This is a genomic window from Nocardioides sp. JQ2195 (assembly GCF_012272695.1).
Taxonomy (GTDB): Bacteria; Actinomycetota; Actinomycetes; order Propionibacteriales; family Nocardioidaceae; genus Nocardioides.
In genome coordinates, this window is the sequence record NZ_CP050902.1 from 1,948,054 (window position 1) to 1,963,074 (window position 15,021).

The 15,021-nt window shown below is 68.8% G+C and carries 17 protein-coding genes; 3 read left to right on the forward strand and 14 right to left on the reverse strand.

What is annotated here, in order from left to right:
- Positions 1-4: 4 nt before the first annotated feature.
- The 14 genes from ncot_RS09305 to ncot_RS09370 form a co-directional block, all read right to left on the reverse strand.
- On the reverse strand, positions 5-895 hold the full coding sequence (locus ncot_RS09305; protein ID WP_168617360.1) for a phosphotransferase: 891 nt from the start codon (positions 893-895) through the stop codon (positions 5-7).
- A gap of 20 nt (positions 896-915) precedes the next feature.
- Positions 916-1,623 carry an acVLRF1 family peptidyl-tRNA hydrolase gene (locus ncot_RS09310; protein WP_168617361.1) on the reverse strand — a complete coding sequence of 236 codons (708 nt, stop codon included), beginning with the start codon at positions 1,621-1,623 and terminating at the stop codon, positions 916-918.
- A gap of 140 nt (positions 1,624-1,763) precedes the next feature.
- Positions 1,764-2,117 (reverse strand): metal-sulfur cluster assembly factor, encoded by a 354-nt coding sequence (locus ncot_RS09315; protein WP_057323757.1) that lies wholly within the window; start codon positions 2,115-2,117, stop codon positions 1,764-1,766.
- On the reverse strand, positions 2,110-2,592 hold the full coding sequence (sufU, locus tag ncot_RS09320; protein WP_168617363.1) for a Fe-S cluster assembly sulfur transfer protein SufU: 483 nt from the start codon (positions 2,590-2,592) through the stop codon (positions 2,110-2,112). Before sufU ends, ncot_RS09315 begins: the two co-directional genes overlap by 8 nt.
- 5 nt (positions 2,593-2,597) lie before the next feature.
- Positions 2,598-3,863, reverse strand: coding sequence for a cysteine desulfurase (locus ncot_RS09325; protein ID WP_168617364.1), 1,266 nt, complete (start codon positions 3,861-3,863; stop codon positions 2,598-2,600).
- A gap of 5 nt (positions 3,864-3,868) precedes the next feature.
- Positions 3,869-4,627, reverse strand: coding sequence for a Fe-S cluster assembly ATPase SufC (gene sufC / locus ncot_RS09330; protein WP_168617365.1), 759 nt, complete (start codon positions 4,625-4,627; stop codon positions 3,869-3,871).
- A 35-nt stretch (positions 4,628-4,662) separates the two neighbouring features.
- Positions 4,663-4,998 (reverse strand): non-heme iron oxygenase ferredoxin subunit, encoded by a 336-nt coding sequence (locus ncot_RS09335; protein ID WP_168617366.1) that lies wholly within the window; start codon positions 4,996-4,998, stop codon positions 4,663-4,665.
- Positions 4,998-6,197 (reverse strand): Fe-S cluster assembly protein SufD, encoded by a 1,200-nt coding sequence (gene sufD, locus ncot_RS09340; RefSeq protein WP_240938149.1) that lies wholly within the window; start codon positions 6,195-6,197, stop codon positions 4,998-5,000. The genes ncot_RS09335 and sufD overlap by 1 nt, the downstream gene beginning before the upstream one ends.
- 70 nt (positions 6,198-6,267) lie before the next feature.
- Positions 6,268-7,695 carry a Fe-S cluster assembly protein SufB gene (gene sufB, locus ncot_RS09345; RefSeq protein ID WP_168617367.1) on the reverse strand — a complete coding sequence of 476 codons (1,428 nt, stop codon included), beginning with the start codon at positions 7,693-7,695 and terminating at the stop codon, positions 6,268-6,270.
- A complete protein-coding gene (locus tag ncot_RS09350) occupies positions 7,692-8,393 on the reverse strand; it encodes a helix-turn-helix domain-containing protein (protein ID WP_168617368.1) in 702 nt (233 codons plus the stop codon). The genes sufB and ncot_RS09350 overlap by 4 nt, the downstream gene beginning before the upstream one ends.
- Before the next feature lie 86 nt (positions 8,394-8,479).
- A complete protein-coding gene (locus tag ncot_RS09355) occupies positions 8,480-9,364 on the reverse strand; it encodes a DUF1707 domain-containing protein (protein WP_240938150.1) in 885 nt (294 codons plus the stop codon).
- Positions 9,364-10,227 carry a DUF1707 domain-containing protein gene (locus ncot_RS09360; protein ID WP_277345801.1) on the reverse strand — a complete coding sequence of 288 codons (864 nt, stop codon included), beginning with the start codon at positions 10,225-10,227 and terminating at the stop codon, positions 9,364-9,366. The genes ncot_RS09355 and ncot_RS09360 overlap by 1 nt, the downstream gene beginning before the upstream one ends.
- Before the next feature lie 6 nt (positions 10,228-10,233).
- Entirely contained in the window at positions 10,234-11,070 is an 837-nt protein-coding gene (locus ncot_RS09365) for an ABC transporter permease (protein WP_168617371.1), read from the reverse strand.
- On the reverse strand, positions 11,067-12,047 hold the full coding sequence (locus ncot_RS09370) for an ATP-binding cassette domain-containing protein (RefSeq protein WP_168617372.1): 981 nt from the start codon (positions 12,045-12,047) through the stop codon (positions 11,067-11,069). Before ncot_RS09370 ends, ncot_RS09365 begins: the two co-directional genes overlap by 4 nt.
- Positions 12,048-12,191: 144 nt before the next feature.
- Between ncot_RS09370 and ncot_RS09375 the strand changes: the two genes are divergently transcribed.
- From ncot_RS09375 to ncot_RS09385, 3 genes are read left to right on the forward strand one after another with little or no spacing between them, the layout of a single operon-like run.
- Positions 12,192-13,148, forward strand: coding sequence for an ABC transporter ATP-binding protein (locus tag ncot_RS09375; protein ID WP_240938151.1), 957 nt, complete (start codon positions 12,192-12,194; stop codon positions 13,146-13,148).
- Positions 13,145-13,924: an ABC transporter permease gene (locus tag ncot_RS09380; protein ID WP_168617373.1), complete on the forward strand. Its 780-nt coding sequence runs from the start codon at positions 13,145-13,147 to the stop codon at positions 13,922-13,924. The genes ncot_RS09375 and ncot_RS09380 overlap by 4 nt, the downstream gene beginning before the upstream one ends.
- A complete protein-coding gene (locus ncot_RS09385; protein WP_168617374.1) occupies positions 13,915-14,841 on the forward strand; it encodes a COX15/CtaA family protein in 927 nt (308 codons plus the stop codon). The genes ncot_RS09380 and ncot_RS09385 overlap by 10 nt, the downstream gene beginning before the upstream one ends.
- The last annotated feature ends 180 nt before the right edge of the window (positions 14,842-15,021 follow it).

A 15,021-nucleotide genomic window follows, 5' to 3' on the forward strand; every position in this document is an offset into this window, starting at 1 on the left:
TCGCTCAGAGCAGCGCCTCGATCTGCGGGAAGAGCCGCTGCAGCGACCGCAGGTAGGGTGCCACGCTCGGGTGGCGGTACTTCCCGGCCAACGCGCCCGGGCCGTCCGCCACCCGGGCCAGGGCCCACTCCGCCCGGGACAACGCGGTGTAGACCGCATTGATCCGGGCCCCCAGGAGCACCTGCTCGCGGTCGGCAAGACCCGCGGGCAGCCCGGAGGCGTAGGAATCGGCCAGGACCTCGAAGTCCTCCCGCGCGGTGAGCGCCAGGTAGCCCAGGTCCGCCCCGACCGGACCGCGGCCGAGGGACGACCAGTCCACCGTGATCACGTCGTCACCGTCGCGGGCGAGCAGGTTCCCGGGGACCGGGTCACCGTGCTGCACCACCGAGGGGAGCTCTGCGAAGCGTTGCAACCAGGTGCCGCGGCGTTGCCAGAGGTGGTCAGCCACGTCCGCGACCGTCGTACGCGCCAAGGTGCGCCAGCCGCCCCGGCGGTCGACGCGCGCCAGACGATCGGCCAGCTGGTCGCGGGCCAGCCAGTCGTACGCCGTGAGGTCAGTGCCGGCGAACCGGCCCAGGGCCTGGGCCACGAAGGGGCCCGGCAGCTGTTCCTGCTCGACCCAGGGGTGCCACAGCGTGACCCCGTCCTCGTCCTCGTCGACCCTCGTTGCCGGCACGCTGCGCAGACCGGAGGTCAGGTCGACGACCCCGGTCAGCGCGACCTCCGCGGGCCGTCGCCAGTAGGCGAAGTGAGCCCGGTCGGAGAGCTCGACGGGATCCTCGGGCAGTGGCGCCTGGAGGCGCTTGACGACCTGGTCCTCCGCGCGCCACACGCCGAGCGTGGAGCTGCCCATGCCTCCGGGCACGGTCTGCCAGCCTGGCTCGGGCTGCCACATCCGGACTCCTGCGGGGTCGGTCAGGTGTTGACGACCGTCATCCTGACAGAACCGGCGTCCGCAACGGCGCTTTCCAGCACGGATCGGCGTGGGTCGGGGACGGTGAGGAACGGCTCCACCACCTGATCGGCGATCCTGCGCAGGCGGGAGTCGGCGAGCACCGCCGCCACGGCGTCGTGGTCTCCCCCGGTCACCAGCACCACGCCGGGAGCACCGGCGGAGGACCTGAGGCGCTCCTCGAAGGGCGCCACGATGCGCGCGGCGTGGCCGGCGGCGGCCTCGTAGGCCTGGCGTGCCTGGTTGTCCCGGCGACGCGCGAAGCGTTGTTGGCTCTGGCCGCCGGCCTTGGAGCGACCCTGCACGTGCCGCTGGCCGACCTTCGACTCCACGATCGCGTCGTTCGTGAGGCGGGCGACCGCGAACCCGCCCTTGCGGACCAGGAGGACGCCCCAGTCGTGGGGCTCCCGGCACTGCTCGAGGAAGTCTGCCAAGGCCTCGGGGCAGGAGGTCGGCCTGCCCAGCGGCGCGTCGAGCTGCCTGACCAACTGCCCGTCGAGCTGCCCGTCGAACTTCCTGCCGAACGGGAGTTCCGCGGCGAAGGTCGACCCGTCACCACCCTGCCCGTGCAGGGCACCCCCGGCGGCTGCCAGGTCGCACCCGTCGTGACGAGAGGTGAAGTTCTCCACCCACCGCACCAAGCGCTTCGGTGGCACGAGGAGTGAGGTCACCTGAGCAGGCTAGCGGGCCGCCTCACGCCGCCACGACTGCTGCGTGACTCGGGTCAGACGTTTCCTGTTGTGCCTGACCACTGCGGGGCTCGGCTCCGGCAGGCCTCGTTCCTCGGCCTACCTCCGACTCACTCCTCGGATCAGACGTTGAACCCGAGGGCGCGCAGCTGCTCACGGCCGTCATCGGTGATCTTGTCGGGACCCCACGGCGGCATCCAGACCCAGTTGATCGCCACGTCGTTGACCAAGCCCTCGAGGACCGAGTTCGTCTGGTCCTGGATCACGTCGGTCAACGGGCAGGCCGCCGACGTGAGGGTCATGTCGATGACGAGGTTCGCCTTCTCGTCGAGGTGGAGGTCGTAGACCAGGCCGAGGTCGACGACGTTGATGCCGAGCTCGGGGTCGACGACGTCCTTCATTGCCTCGTTGACGTCTTCGACGGTCACGGTCGAGGTGCCCACGGGCGCCTCGGGGATGTCAGAGTGGTCAGCCATTGGTCGTCTCCTTGTCGGAACCTGCATCTGCTTCAGCGAGGGCTTGGGCCGTCGCATCCTTCCACGCCATCCACGAGAGCAGGGCGCACTTCACCCGCGCCGGGAACTTCGCCACCCCGGCAAAGGCGATGCCGTCCTCGAGGACGTCCTCATCGGGCTCCACGTTGCCGCGGCCCTGCATCAGCTCCTGGAAGGATGCCTGGATCGACATCGCCTCCTCGACGCTCTTGCCGATGACGAGGTCGGTCATCACCGAGGTCGACGCCTGCGAGATCGAGCAGCCCACGGAGTCGTAGGACACGTCGCTGACCTTGCCGTCGGTGATGTGCACCCGCAACGTCACCTCGTCACCGCACGTGGGGTTGACGTGGTGGACCTCGGCCTCGAAGGGGTCGCGCAGCCCCTTGTTCAGCGGGTTCTTGTAGTGGTCGAGGATGATCTCCTGGTAGAGGGCATCCAGATCCTGTGCAGTCATGGTTCCTAACTCAACTTGAAGTAGGAGCGGGTGTATTCCAACGCCTCGACGAGGGCATCGACCTCAGCCGGTGTCGTGTAGAGGTAGGACGACGCGCGCGTCGATGCCTGGACCCCGAAACGCTTGTGCGCCGGCTTCGCGCAGTGGTGCCCCGCACGGACCGCGACGCCGCGGGAGTCGAGCACCTGTGCCACGTCGTGCGGGTGGACGCCGTCGAGCTCGAAGGAGATAGCTCCGCCGCGCAGCGTTGCGTCCAACGGGCCCAGCACGGTCAGGCCGGGCACGGTGGCCATGCCGTCGAGCGCGTAGGCGGTGATGGCGTGCTCGTGGTCGCGGATCGCCTCCATGCCGACATGTCCGAGGTAGTCCACCGCCGCGCCGAGGCCCACGGCCTCGACGATCGGCGGGGTGCCGGCCTCGAACTTGTGCGGGATGCCGGCGTACGTCGACCGCTCCATCGCCACGGTCTCGATCATCTCACCGCCACCGAGGAACGGTGGAAGCTGACCGAGCACCTCGGCCCGTCCCCAGAGCACACCGATGCCGGTGGGACCGACGACCTTGTGGCCGGTGAACGCGAGGAGGTCGACGCCCGCGGCGGCGAGCTCGACGAGGTCGACCGGCATCTGCGGCACGGCCTGCGAGGCATCGACCACCACGATCGCCCCGACCGCCTTGGCCTTGCGGGCGATCTCGGCAACCGGGTTGATCGTGCCGAGCATGTTCGACACCCAGGTCAGGGAGACGACCTTGGTCTTCTCGTTGATCAGCGCGTCGATGTTCGACAGGTCGAGCGTGCCGTCGTCGTTGAGCCCGAACCAGCGCAGGGTGGCGCCCTTGCGCTCGGTCAGCAGCTGCCACGGCACGATGTTGGAGTGGTGCTCCATCTCGGTGATGAGCACCTCGTCCCCGGCGCCGATGGCGAGGTCACCCTGCGCCCACGCGAGTGTGTTCGCGACCAGGTTGAGCGCCTCGGAGGCGTTCTTGGTGAAGATGATCTCGTCGCGTGAGGGAGCGTTGACGAACGCGGCGACCTTGTCGCGCGCGTCCTCGAACGCTGCGGACGACTCCGCCCCGAGCTGGTGCATGGCGCGCGCCACGTTGGCGTTGTGCCGCTCGAGGTGGTCGACCATCGTGTCGATGACGACCTGCGGCTTCTGCGAGGTGTTGGCGCTGTCGAGGTAGACCAGCGGCAGGCCACCGGCCAGTTCGCGCTCGAGGATCGGGAAGTCCTTGCGGATGACTTCCAGCTCGGGGAGGAGTCCGTCCATGGCGATCAGACCGCCGCGGTGAGGTACTTCTCGTAACCGTTGGCCTCGAGGGCCTCGGCGAGCTCCGCGCCGCCGGACTCGGCGACCTTTCCGGCCACGAACACGTGCACGAAGTCCGGCTTGATGTAGCGCAGGATCCGCGTGTAGTGCGTGATCAGCAGGACGCCCTTGTCCTTCTTCTCGGCGAAGCGGTTCACGCCCTCGGAGACGATCTTCAAGGCGTCGATGTCGAGGCCGGAGTCGGTCTCGTCGAGCACGGCGACCTTCGGGTCGAGCAGCTCGAGCTGGGCGATCTCGTGGCGCTTCTTCTCACCACCGGAGAAGCCCTCGTTGACCGAGCGAGTGGCGAAGGAGGCGTCCAGGTCGAGCTTCTCCAGGGTGGAGTTGACGTCCTTGACCCAGTGGCGCAGCTTCGGGGCCTCGCCGTCGATGGCGGTCTTGGCGGTGCGCAGGAAGTTCGACACCGAGACGCCGGGGACCTCGACGGGGTACTGCATGGCGAGGAAGAGGCCGGCGCGGGCACGCTCGTCGACCGACATCTCGAGGACGTCCTCGCCGTCGAGGAGCACGGAGCCGCTGGTGACGGTGTATTTCGGGTGGCCGGCGATCGAGTAGGCCAAGGTGCTCTTGCCCGAGCCGTTGGGGCCCATGATCGCGTGGGTCTCGCCATCCTTGATGGTCAGCGTGACGCCCTTGAGGATCTCCTTGTCGCCGTCCTCGGTGGCAACCGAGACGTGCAGGTCCTTGATCTCCAGAGTGCTCATGTCTCTACTTTCTTCAGTGCTGAATGTCTGTGGTGTCAGGAGGGGGCAACGCCGTTGAGCGGCGTCTCGGTGTCGACGTAGACGTCGTCGCCGCGCACCTCCACGGCAAAGGTCGAGATGGGTTCGGTGGCGGGCAGGATGGTCGGCTTGCCGGTGCGCAGGTCGAAGGTCGAGCCGTGCAACCAGCACTCGATCGTGCAGTCCGCCACTTCACCCTCGGACAGAGCGACGGCCGCGTGCGAGCACAGGTCCTGGACGGCGAAGAACTCGTCACCGTCACGGGCCACCGCGACCTCGAGGTCACCGATCGTGACGCCGAGCGCCTCGTCGGTGGGCACCTCGGAGATCGCGCAGGCGCGCTCGAAGGCCATCAGACGCCCTCGTTCGACGCGTTGGCACCCAGGACGTTCTTGGCCAGCTCACCCTCGACCGTGGCGAGCAGCTTCTCCTCGAGCTCGGGCACGTTGAACTTGCGGATCAGGTCGTTGAAGAAGCCGTGCACGACCAGGCGGTGTGCCTCGTCCTCCGCGATGCCGCGCGAGCGGAGGTAGAACAGCTGCTCGTCGTCGAAGCGACCCACCGTGGAGGCGTGGCCTGCTCCCTCGATCTCACCCGTCTCGATCTCGAGGTTGGGCACCGAGTCGGCCGTGCAGCCGTCGGTGAGGACCAGGTTGCGGTTCTCCTCGTAGGTCTCGATGCCCTCGGCGACCTTGCGGATCAGCACGTTGCCGACCCACACGGTGTGGGCGCCCTTGCCCTGCAGCGCGCCCTTGTAGGTCACGTGGCTCTTGGTGCGGGGAGCGTTGTGGTCGGCGAAGAGACGGTGCTCGATGTGCTGGCCCTCGTCCGCGAAGTAGAGGCCGAGGAGCTCGACCTCGCCACCGGGTCCGTCGTAGGTGACGTTGCAGTCCATCCGGACCACGTCGCCACCGAAGCTGATCGCGACGTGCTTGTAGGAGGCGTCACGACCGACCACGGCCTGGTGGTGGGTCAGGTGGGCGGCGTCGTCGGCCCAGTCCTGGAGCGAGACCACGGACACCTGGGCGCCGTCGCCGACCTTGACCTCGACGACCTGGGCCATGGTCGCGCTGCCGGTGTGGTTCAGCACGACCGTGGCGCGGGAGTGGGCGCCGAAGCGCAGGGCCACGTGGCCGGCCTCGACGACCTGGGCGTCCTTGCCGTCGAGGTCGATGATCACGGGCGCGTCCAGCTCGGTCTCGGCGGGCATGTCGACCAGCAGCGTGTCGGGCACCTCGGCCAGCACCCGGGCGCCGAAGAGCGTGTTCGGCACGAGGCCACTGATGCCGCGCAGCGCCTTGGCCTCGTCGCCGGTCACCGACTCGACGCGTACGCCGCCGGGCGCGTTCCACGTGGTCGCGGTCGCGCTCGGCGCGAAGGTGGCGTCCGAGGCCAGCCCCCGCAGACGCTTCAGCGGGGTGAACCGCCAGATCTCCTCACGACCGGTCGGCGCGGTGTGCGCAGACACGTCGTAGGACCCCTCGGGGTGCAGGTGGCTGGCCACCTTCTCCATCTCGAGGGCCGAGCTCAGGTTCTCAGCAGTTGCAGTCACTTCTTGGCTTTCTCGTCGGTATCGGCAGCCCGTCGGGGCCGCCGGTGGGGAAACGGACGGGTGGGCTGGGTCAGCCGACCGCGCCTTCCATCTGCAGTTCGATGAGGCGGTTGAGCTCGAGGGCGTACTCCATCGGCAGCTCCTTGGCGATCGGCTCGACGAAGCCACGCACGATCATCGCCATCGCCTCGTCCTCGGCCATCCCGCGTGACATCAGGTAGAACAGCTGGTCGTCGGAGACCTTGGAGACCGAGGCCTCGTGGCCCATCGAGACGTCGTCCTCACGGATGTCGACGTACGGGTAGGTGTCGGACCGGCTGATCTGGTCGACAAGGAGCGCGTCGCAGAGCACGTTGGACTTGGAGCCGTGGGCGCCCTCGTTGACCTGGATCAGGCCGCGGTAGGACGTGCGGCCACCGCCGCGGGCCACGGACTTCGACAGGATCGAGGACGACGTGTTCGGAGCGGCGTGCACCATCTTGGCGCCCGCATCCTGGTGCTGGCCCTCACCGGCGAAGGCGATCGAGAGGGTCTCGCCCTTGGCGTGCTCACCCATCAGGTAGACCGCGGGGTACTTCATGGTGACCTTGGAGCCGATGTTGCCGTCGACCCACTCCATGGTCGCGCCCTCTTCGCAGGTGGTGCGCTTGGTGACCAGGTTGTAGACGTTGTTGGACCAGTTCTGGATGGTCGTGTAGCGGCAGCGACCACCCTTCTTCACGATGATCTCCACGACTGCGGAGTGCAACGAGTCGGAGGAGTAGATCGGCGCCGTGCAGCCCTCGACGTAGTGCACGTAGGCGTCCTCGTCGACGATGATCAGGGTCCGCTCGAACTGCCCCATGTTCTCGGTGTTGATCCGGAAGTAGGCCTGCAGCGGGATGTCGACGTGGACGCCCTTGGGCACGTAGATGAACGAGCCACCGGACCAGACCGAGGTGTTCAGGGCGGCGAACTTGTTGTCACCGACCGGGATCACGGTGCCGAAGTACTCCTTGAAGAGCTCCTCGTGCTCCTTCAGCGCGGTGTCGGTGTCGACGAAGATGACGCCCTGCTCCTCCAGGTCCTCCCGGATCTGGTGGTAGACGACCTCGGACTCGTACTGCGCGGCGACGCCGGCCACGAGGCGCTGCTTCTCGGCCTCGGGGATGCCGAGCTTGTCGTAGGTGTTCTTGATGTCCTCGGGCAGGTCCTCCCACGAGGTGGCCTGCTTCTCCGTGGAGCGCACGAAGTACTTGATGTTGTCGAAGTCGATGTCGTTGAGCTCGGCGCCCCAGTGCGGCATCGGCTTGCGGTGGAAGAGCTTGAGTCCCTTCAGGCGCAGATCGAGCATCCACTGCGGCTCGTTCTTCTTCGACGAGATGTCGCGCACGACGTCCTCGTTGAGCCCGCGACGGGCGTTCTCGCTCGCCTCGTTCTTGTCGGACCAACCGAACTCGTAGCGGCCGATGCCTTCGAGTTCCGGGTTGAGCTCGTCGATGCTCGGGGTGGCGGTCATGAAGACTCCTCGCGGTTGTCGTGGATGGGGGTCTGGGGGGTGTTCGGAATGCTGGTGGTGCACACGCCGTCGCCGTGGGCGATGGTGGCCAGTCGCTGGACGTGACGACCGAGGACCTTGCCGATGGCTTCGGTCTCGGCCTCGCACAGCTGTGGGAACTCCGCGGCGACGTGGGAGACCGGGCAGTGCTGCTGGCACAGCTGGTCACCCATCGGCAGGGTGCGTACGCCGGCCGCGTAGCCGCCGGCAGAGAGCACCCGAGCCAGCGCTTCGGCTGGGAGGAGCTCGGGCTCCTCCTCCATCAGGGACGCGAAGTCGCGCTCGATGAAGGAGACACGACGCCGGGCGAACTCCAGCACCGCCTCCTCGCCGGCGCTCTCGGCGAGGTAGCGCAGGGCGTCGACGGCCAGGTCGTCGTACTGGTGCTCCAGGCCGTCACGACCACTCTCGGTGAGTGCGAAGACCTTCGCCGGCCGCCCGCGGCCCCGGGCGCCGTAGACCCGGCGGTCCCTGGCCTCGACGCTGCCGAGCTCGACCAGCTGGTCGAGGTGGCGGCGTACGGCGGCCGGGGTCAGGTCGAGCAGCTGGGCCAGGTCGGCGGCCGTGGACGGGCCCTGCTCCAGGATGGAACGCACCACTCGGGCACGGGTCGAGGCATCCCCTTCGGGGACGACGACGGGTGTCCTGGTGAATTCCACAACACAAGTGTGACGTTAATGCCCCGGCATGTTCAAGCAAGGGTTCCCTAACTCGCCGGACGGTGGCGCAGCGCAGGTGGCGTGCGTCACTCGTCGAGGTCCGGGTCGTGGAGGCTCGGTGATCGCAGGAGCACCTCGCGCCCGCTCAGGTCCGTGACCAGCGTGGCGCTGTCGCCGCTGTTCGCGGTCCTCACCACGATCTCCACGTGGGGCGGCGATCCCGGGGTGTCGGGGTGGTCCTCGATGTTGAGGACCGACGGCCAGCTTCCGCCGTTGATCGTGATGTCGGTGGAGACTTCTCCTTGACCCTTGAGCATGCGGACAGCCCTGCCGAGGTTGGCGAACAAGCGGGTCAGGTCCACGTCCTCGAGATCGGCCACCTTCGGCCGCGCGACGTCCATGGCGCCCGGGCCGGACTCCCGGAGCTCGTGGCCGTCCCAGTGCCAGCTCGTGTAGCGCCCGGCCCCGGTGTCGTCCGGCAGCTGGAAGTCGACCCGTGACTCACGGATGTCGGCGGCGATGACCTCCGTCGTCCCCAGCTCCTCGCGGATCTCCGAGAACGCCCTGTCCACGGCTGGCTCCTCCATCATCGCGACCGGCTCTGGCCAGGGGTCCGGACCGTCCTCGACGACGGTGACGAAGAGGGCAGCGCCGATCAGGAGCAGGAGGATCGTGCCGGCGCCCATCAGCACCCGGTCGAGGGCCCGGCGGGTGCGGGCCCCAGGCGCCAGGAGTCGCTGCGCTGGGTGGTCGGAGGGCAGCTGGAGGTCCGCCAGCGCGGCTCGCAGGTCGTCCACGTCCTCCGCGACCATGACCTCGGTCATCAGGCCCTCGTGCTCGGCCCTGTCCAGCTGTCCGTCGGCATGGGCCGCCGACAGGGCGTCAAGCGCCTGACTGCGTTGCCGGCGACTGGGACGGCCACGGCGGCCGAGCACCACGTGCCGACTCCACCGAGTCGCGAACCCTGCCATCAGGACGGCGCCACATGGGGCTGGCGGACCAGGATGTTGCCCGCGAGGTCGGTGAACATGAGGCCCACCTCGTCGTAGGGGCTCCACACCCGGATCCACACGTGGCCGTCGGTCGCGGGCACGCCGCCATCGCGCCAACTGTCGGGGACCGGGCCCGGTGCGATCTCGATGCTGACGGACTCCACCTCGTCGAGACCGAGGTTCTTGCTCGCCCACTCCAGGTTGTCGAGAAGTCGGGCCCGGTCGAGGCCGGCGAGGTCGACCAGTCCGAGGTCCTCCGGGAGCCGGCCATTGCCGGCGTCGTACTTCTCAAGACCCTGGCGGCTGAAGTACCACACCTCGGACCGCCCTTCCCCGACGGGAACCCGGACGGCTGTGTTGGACTCGCCGATCTCGGCCGAGACCACCTCGGTCGAGCCGAACTCCTCGTCCACCACCTCCACCATCCGGTCCAGGTTCTGCTCGGTCCGCATGTCCAGCCGTTCGGTCGGGTCGTCGGACGACCACACGGCAGTCGCGGTGATCACGGCGGCAGTCACGGCCACCACCCCGAAGGCCCTCGCGATGACCTTCCACGCAGGGGTCGGCTCCCGGACCCGGGCCGCGGAGACCATCAGGTTCCTGACAGGTCCCTCTGCCAGCTGCAGGTCATCGACCAGGGCGACGAGCTCGGAGACCTGGTCCGCGCGGATGGCTTCGTGCACCCGCCGCTCATGCTCCTGGCCACTGATCTGTCCGTCGGCGTAGGCCGCGCTGAGCGCATCCATGACGTCGTCGCGGTCCCGTTGCCGTGCCCGTGCGTGGGCGACGCTGTGGGACCCGATCCGGCATGCGGGGAGGGTAACCGATCCGACACCTCCCACCCACCCTCAGTCCTGGGTGCGGTGGCGGAACGTGCGGATCGCCAGCGGCGCCACCACCAAGGTGATGCCGATCGTCCAGACGAACGTGGTCAGCACAGGGTGCTGCAGGGGCAGCGCCGCGTCGGCCGGCACGCCGGGCGTGTTGCCCCAGAGCTCCCGGACCGCTTGCACCAGCGACGAGATCGGGTTCCACTCGGCGATCGTGCGCAGCCAGCCGGGCATGTTCTCCGTCGGAGCGAAGGTGTTGGCGAGGAACGTGATCGGGAACATCGTGGTGAACATGACACCGTTGACGGCTTCCACCGAGCGCATCTTCGAGCCGACCCAGATGCCCACCCAGATCATCGCGAAGCCCCACATGAGCAGGAGCACGTAGGCGAGCACGGCGTCGAGGAAGCTCCCCCGGATGCGCCACCCGATGAACAGTCCGGTGATCGACATCACCACGATGCCGATGCTGGAGTGGAGCAGGCTCGAGATGCTGCGTCCCACGAGGACCGCGGCCGGGTTGATCGGCAGTGACCGCATCCGGTCGACGATTCCCTTGTCGATGTCGGCAGTCAGCCCGACGGCCACGATGAAGGACGCGAACGCAATGGTCTGCCCCATGATGCCCCCGAGCAGCCACTCGCGGTAGCCGGCGGGGGCGTTGGCGGCGATCGAGCCGCCGAAGACGTAGGCGAACAACATCACGAACATCACCGGCTGGATGGTGACGTCCATCAGCATCTCGGGCATGCGCTTGATGTGGATCAGGTTGCGTCGCACGATCACCAGCGACTGCCGGAGCAGGCCGATGTCGCGGATCTCGGGGCGGGCGAGGGTGCTGGACGACGTGCTCATCGGGCCATCTCCTCGTCGGCCGCAGGGACGGCCGGGTCCTCGGCGCGATGGCCGGTCAGGTGCAGGAACACGTCATCGAGACTGGGCCTCTTGAGCCCGAGGTCGTCGAGCTCGATGGCGCTGTCGGCGAAGACTCCGGCGATCCGGGTCATGTCGGCCAGCCCGTTCGCCGCTGCGGTCAGCTGCCGCGACGACTCGTCCACGTGGACCTCGTCGACCTGCGTGCTGAGCAGCTTCTCGGCTGCCGGCAGGTCGGTCACGTGGGAGACGGTCACCACGACGGCAGCCTTGCCTGACTGGTCCTTCAGCTGCAGGGGGGTGCCCTCGGCGATCACGGTCCCCCTGTCGATGACCACGATCTGGTCGGCCAGCTGGTCGGCCTCCTCGAGGTACTGGGTCGTCAGCAGCAAGGTGGTCCCGTCCCTCACCAGCTCGCGGAGCACGTCCCACAGCTCCACCCGGCTGCGCGGATCGAGCCCCGTGGTCGGCTCGTCGAGGAAGAGGACGGGTGGGGTGGCGATGAGGCTGACCGCCAGGTCGAGGCGACGCCGCATCCCTCCGGAGTAGGTCTTCACGATCCGGTTCCCGGCGTCGGTGAGTGAGAACCGCTCCAGCAGGTCGTCGCTGGCCTGCTTGATGTAGGTGCGGGACAGCCCGTAGAGCCCGCCGATCAGGCGCAGGTTCTCCCGGCCGGTGAGCAGCTCGTCGACGGTCGCCGCCTGCCCGGTCAGGCCCATGCTGCGGCGTACGGCGCCCGGCTCGCGCAGCACGTCGTGACCGGCCACGCGGGCGGTCCCGGCAGAGGGCGTGGTGAGGGTGGTCATCATCCGGACGGTGGTGGTCTTGCCGGCCCCGTTGGGTCCCAGCATCCCGAGCACCGTGCCCTGCGGCACGGAGAAGCTCACTCCGTCGACGGCGACGGTGTCACCGAAGTGCTTGACCAGGTTGTCGGCCTCGATCGCCGGTTGTGCACCCATGAAGGACCTCTCCACTCAGTTGGACGACGCATGTGACAGTTCGACCGGCCCCGGCCCCCGAATTCATCGGTCCCAACCTACGGACATGGCCACCGGGAGTCACCTGTTTTATCCGCCGGCGGGGTGGGTTCCTAGACTGTCCCGGTGCCCCACTCCCCCGACGTCGCTCACGGCGGCCCCGCCGTCGAGATCGACGGCCTCGTCATGCGCTACGGGGAGAAGGTCGCCGTCGACGGGCTGACGCTCTCGGTGGAGCGCGGGACGATCACCTCGGTGCTCGGCCCCAACGGTGCGGGCAAGACCACGACGCTCGAGGTCTGCGAGGGCTTTCGACGCCCCCAGGCCGGGAGCGTGCGCGTCCTGGGGCTCGATCCCACCCGGCAGCGCGCTGAGCTGCTCCCGCGCATCGGCGTGATGCTGCAGTCGGGCGGCGCGTGGTCCGGAGTCCGGGCGGTCGAGATGCTGCGCCACATCGCTGCGTTGCACGCCCATCCGCTGCCGATCGACGTCCTCGTGGATCGACTCGGCCTCGACGAGTGCGGCCGCACTCCCTACCGGCGCCTCTCGGGCGGCCAGCAGCAACGGCTCGGCCTGGCGATGGCGATCGTCGGACGCCCCGAGCTCGTCTTCGTCGACGAGCCCACCGCCGGCATGGACCCAGCGGTACGGCGTACGACGTGGGAGCTGCTCGAGGAGCTCAAGGCCGACGGCGTGACCATCGTCCTGACCACGCACCACATGGACGAGGCCGAGCGCCTCTCCGACCTGGTCCACGTGATCGACCGCGGACACCTGGTCGCCAGCGGCACCCCGTTCGAGCTGACCCGCTCACGGGAACGGTCCACCATCCGTCTTGTCGTCACCGAGCCCTTCCCGCCAGGGGCGCCCGAGGCGTTGCGGGTCGCCCTCGGCAGCGCCACCGAGGTGACCGAGATCAACGAGCAGAGCCTGCTGATCACCGGTCCCGCCGATGGCTCCACGCTGGCCAAGGTCTCCGCGTGGTGCGAGGCGCACGGCGTGCTCCCGGAGAGCCTCACGTTGGGACAACGCACGCTCGAGGACGTCTTCCTGCAGGTGACCGGACGGGAGTTCGCCCCATGAGCCGTCAGGACTTCACGCCTGCGCCGGGCGCCGCTCCCCTGGTCCGGCAGGTCCGTGCGCAGGCGATCATGGAGACCAAGCTGCTCCTGCGCAACGGGGAGCAGCTCCTGCTGGCCGTCGTGATCCCGGTGCTGGCGCTGGTCGGTGGCGTGCTGGCCGCCAAGCGGCTCGGCCTGGACTGGCAGGAGAAGCCCGTCGACGTGCTGACGCCCGGTGTCCTCGCCCTGGCGGTGATGTCGACGTCCTTCACGTCGCTCGCGATAGCCACCGGGTTCGAGAGGCGCTACGGGTTGCTCAAGCGTCTGGGCGCCTCGCCACTGCCCCGGTTCGGCCTGCTCGCCGGCAAGGTGATCGCGCTCCTCGGTGTCCAGGTCCTGCAGGGTGTGGTCATCGTCGCGGTGGCGACCGCCTTCGGATGGGCACCGGTGGGTGGTCTCGCCGGCGTGGGGATCGGTGTGGGTGCCGCGCTCCTGGGCACGGCGGCCTTCGGTGGACTGGGCCTGGCCCTCGCCGGTGCGCTTCGCGCCGAGGCGACCTTGGCTGTCGCCAACCTCGTCTACCTGCTGCTGATGATGGGTGGCGGGGTGGTGCTCCCGCGCGACACCTACGGCGCCGTGGGATCAGCAGTCATCCAGTTCCTTCCCTCGGCCGCACTCGGGGATGCCATGCGCGACGGATTCATGGACGGCGCCCTCAACCCGGGCGCCTTCGTGGTCCTCGGCGCGTGGGCCGTGGCGGCTGGCGTCATCGCAAGCAGGAGTTTCAAGTGGGAGTGAAGATTCCGTCCCGTCTCGCCAGCTGGCTGTGGCCCCTCGCGGTGGCCAACATCCTGTGCAACATCGGCATCGTCGTCACGGGCGCGGCAGTGCGCCTGACCGGCTCGGGTCTGGGCTGCCCGACCTGGCCGCGCTGCACGGAGCAGTCCCTGCGGCCCCATGCGGAGCTCGGCCTGCACGGGGTCATCGAGTTCGGGAACCGGCTGCTCACCTTCGTGCTGGCGATCGTTGCGATCCTCTGCTTCCTCGCCGCGATCGCCGCCAAGGACCGGGTGGCCACCCGACTCTCCTTCGTGATCGGCCTCTACATCCCGGCGCAGGCCGTGATCGGCGGCATCACGGTGCTCACCGACCTGAACCCGTGGGTGGTCGCGCTCCACTTCTTGTCGTCGATGGTGATCATCATGTTCTGCCTGGCGCTGATGGACCACCTGCGCAGCCCCACCCGCCGACGTGCACCGGCGCCGCACCGCGTGACGGCCCTCGCCCTGATGGTCACCGGCTGGGTGGTGCTGTACCTCGGAACCGTGGTGACCGGTGCGGGGCCCCACGCCGGCGACGCCGACGCGCGTCGCAACGGACTGGACCCCAGGGTGACCTCCTTCGTGCACGCCGGATCGGTGGCGCTGCTCATCGTCCTGACCGTGGTCCTCCTGGTCCTGGCCCGGCGAGCGGGCGACCGCTGGCTGACCGTGGTCACCGGCGCGTTGCTCGGCGTCGAGCTCCTGCAGGGACTGGTCGGTGTCGTGCAGTACGCCACCGACCTGCCGGTGCTGCTCGTGGCGTTGCACATGCTGGGCGCCGGACTGCTCACCGCAGGACTGGCCCGCACCTGGCTCGCCGTGCGCCCGCACGAGGCGCAGCATGCCGAGGCCGGACCGCTCCTGGCCTGGGCCTCCGGCACAGCTCAGTCCTGAGCCCCCCGGGCGCAGACCTGACCTGCCCGCCCGGCTCCGGATGCCGCAGCCCTGGCCAGCCGCCCGCGCTCTGGGAACGGCTCATTCCTCACCGAGAAGATCGATGGCGGGGTGCCCGGACCCCCGAGACCGGGCACGCCGCCGTCAGAGGTACAGACGTCACAGCCTCGAGTTTGGTTG

What these genes read in the sequence shown, in the direction of transcription:
- ncot_RS09305 (WP_168617360.1), bottom strand. Translation starts at nt 895, where the DNA reads ATGTGGCAGCCCGAGCCAGGCTGGCAGACCGTGCCCGGAGGCATGGGC.
- ncot_RS09315 (WP_057323757.1), bottom strand. Translation starts at nt 2,117, where the DNA reads ATGGCTGACCACTCTGACATCCCCGAGGCGCCCGTGGGCACCTCGACC.
- sufU (WP_168617363.1), bottom strand. Translation starts at nt 2,592, where the DNA reads ATGACTGCACAGGATCTGGATGCCCTCTACCAGGAGATCATCCTCGAC.
- ncot_RS09325 (WP_168617364.1), bottom strand. Translation starts at nt 3,863, where the DNA reads ATGGACGGACTCCTCCCCGAGCTGGAAGTCATCCGCAAGGACTTCCCG.
- sufC (WP_168617365.1), bottom strand. Translation starts at nt 4,627, where the DNA reads ATGAGCACTCTGGAGATCAAGGACCTGCACGTCTCGGTTGCCACCGAG.
- ncot_RS09335 (WP_168617366.1), bottom strand. Translation starts at nt 4,998, where the DNA reads ATGGCCTTCGAGCGCGCCTGCGCGATCTCCGAGGTGCCCACCGACGAG.
- sufB (WP_168617367.1), bottom strand. Translation starts at nt 7,695, where the DNA reads ATGACCGCCACCCCGAGCATCGACGAGCTCAACCCGGAACTCGAAGGC.
- ncot_RS09355 (WP_240938150.1), bottom strand. Translation starts at nt 9,364, where the DNA reads ATGGCAGGGTTCGCGACTCGGTGGAGTCGGCACGTGGTGCTCGGCCGC.
- ncot_RS09365 (WP_168617371.1), bottom strand. Translation starts at nt 11,070, where the DNA reads ATGAGCACGTCGTCCAGCACCCTCGCCCGCCCCGAGATCCGCGACATC.
- ncot_RS09370 (WP_168617372.1), bottom strand. Translation starts at nt 12,047, where the DNA reads ATGGGTGCACAACCGGCGATCGAGGCCGACAACCTGGTCAAGCACTTC.
- ncot_RS09380 (WP_168617373.1), top strand. Translation starts at nt 13,145, where the DNA reads ATGAGCCGTCAGGACTTCACGCCTGCGCCGGGCGCCGCTCCCCTGGTC.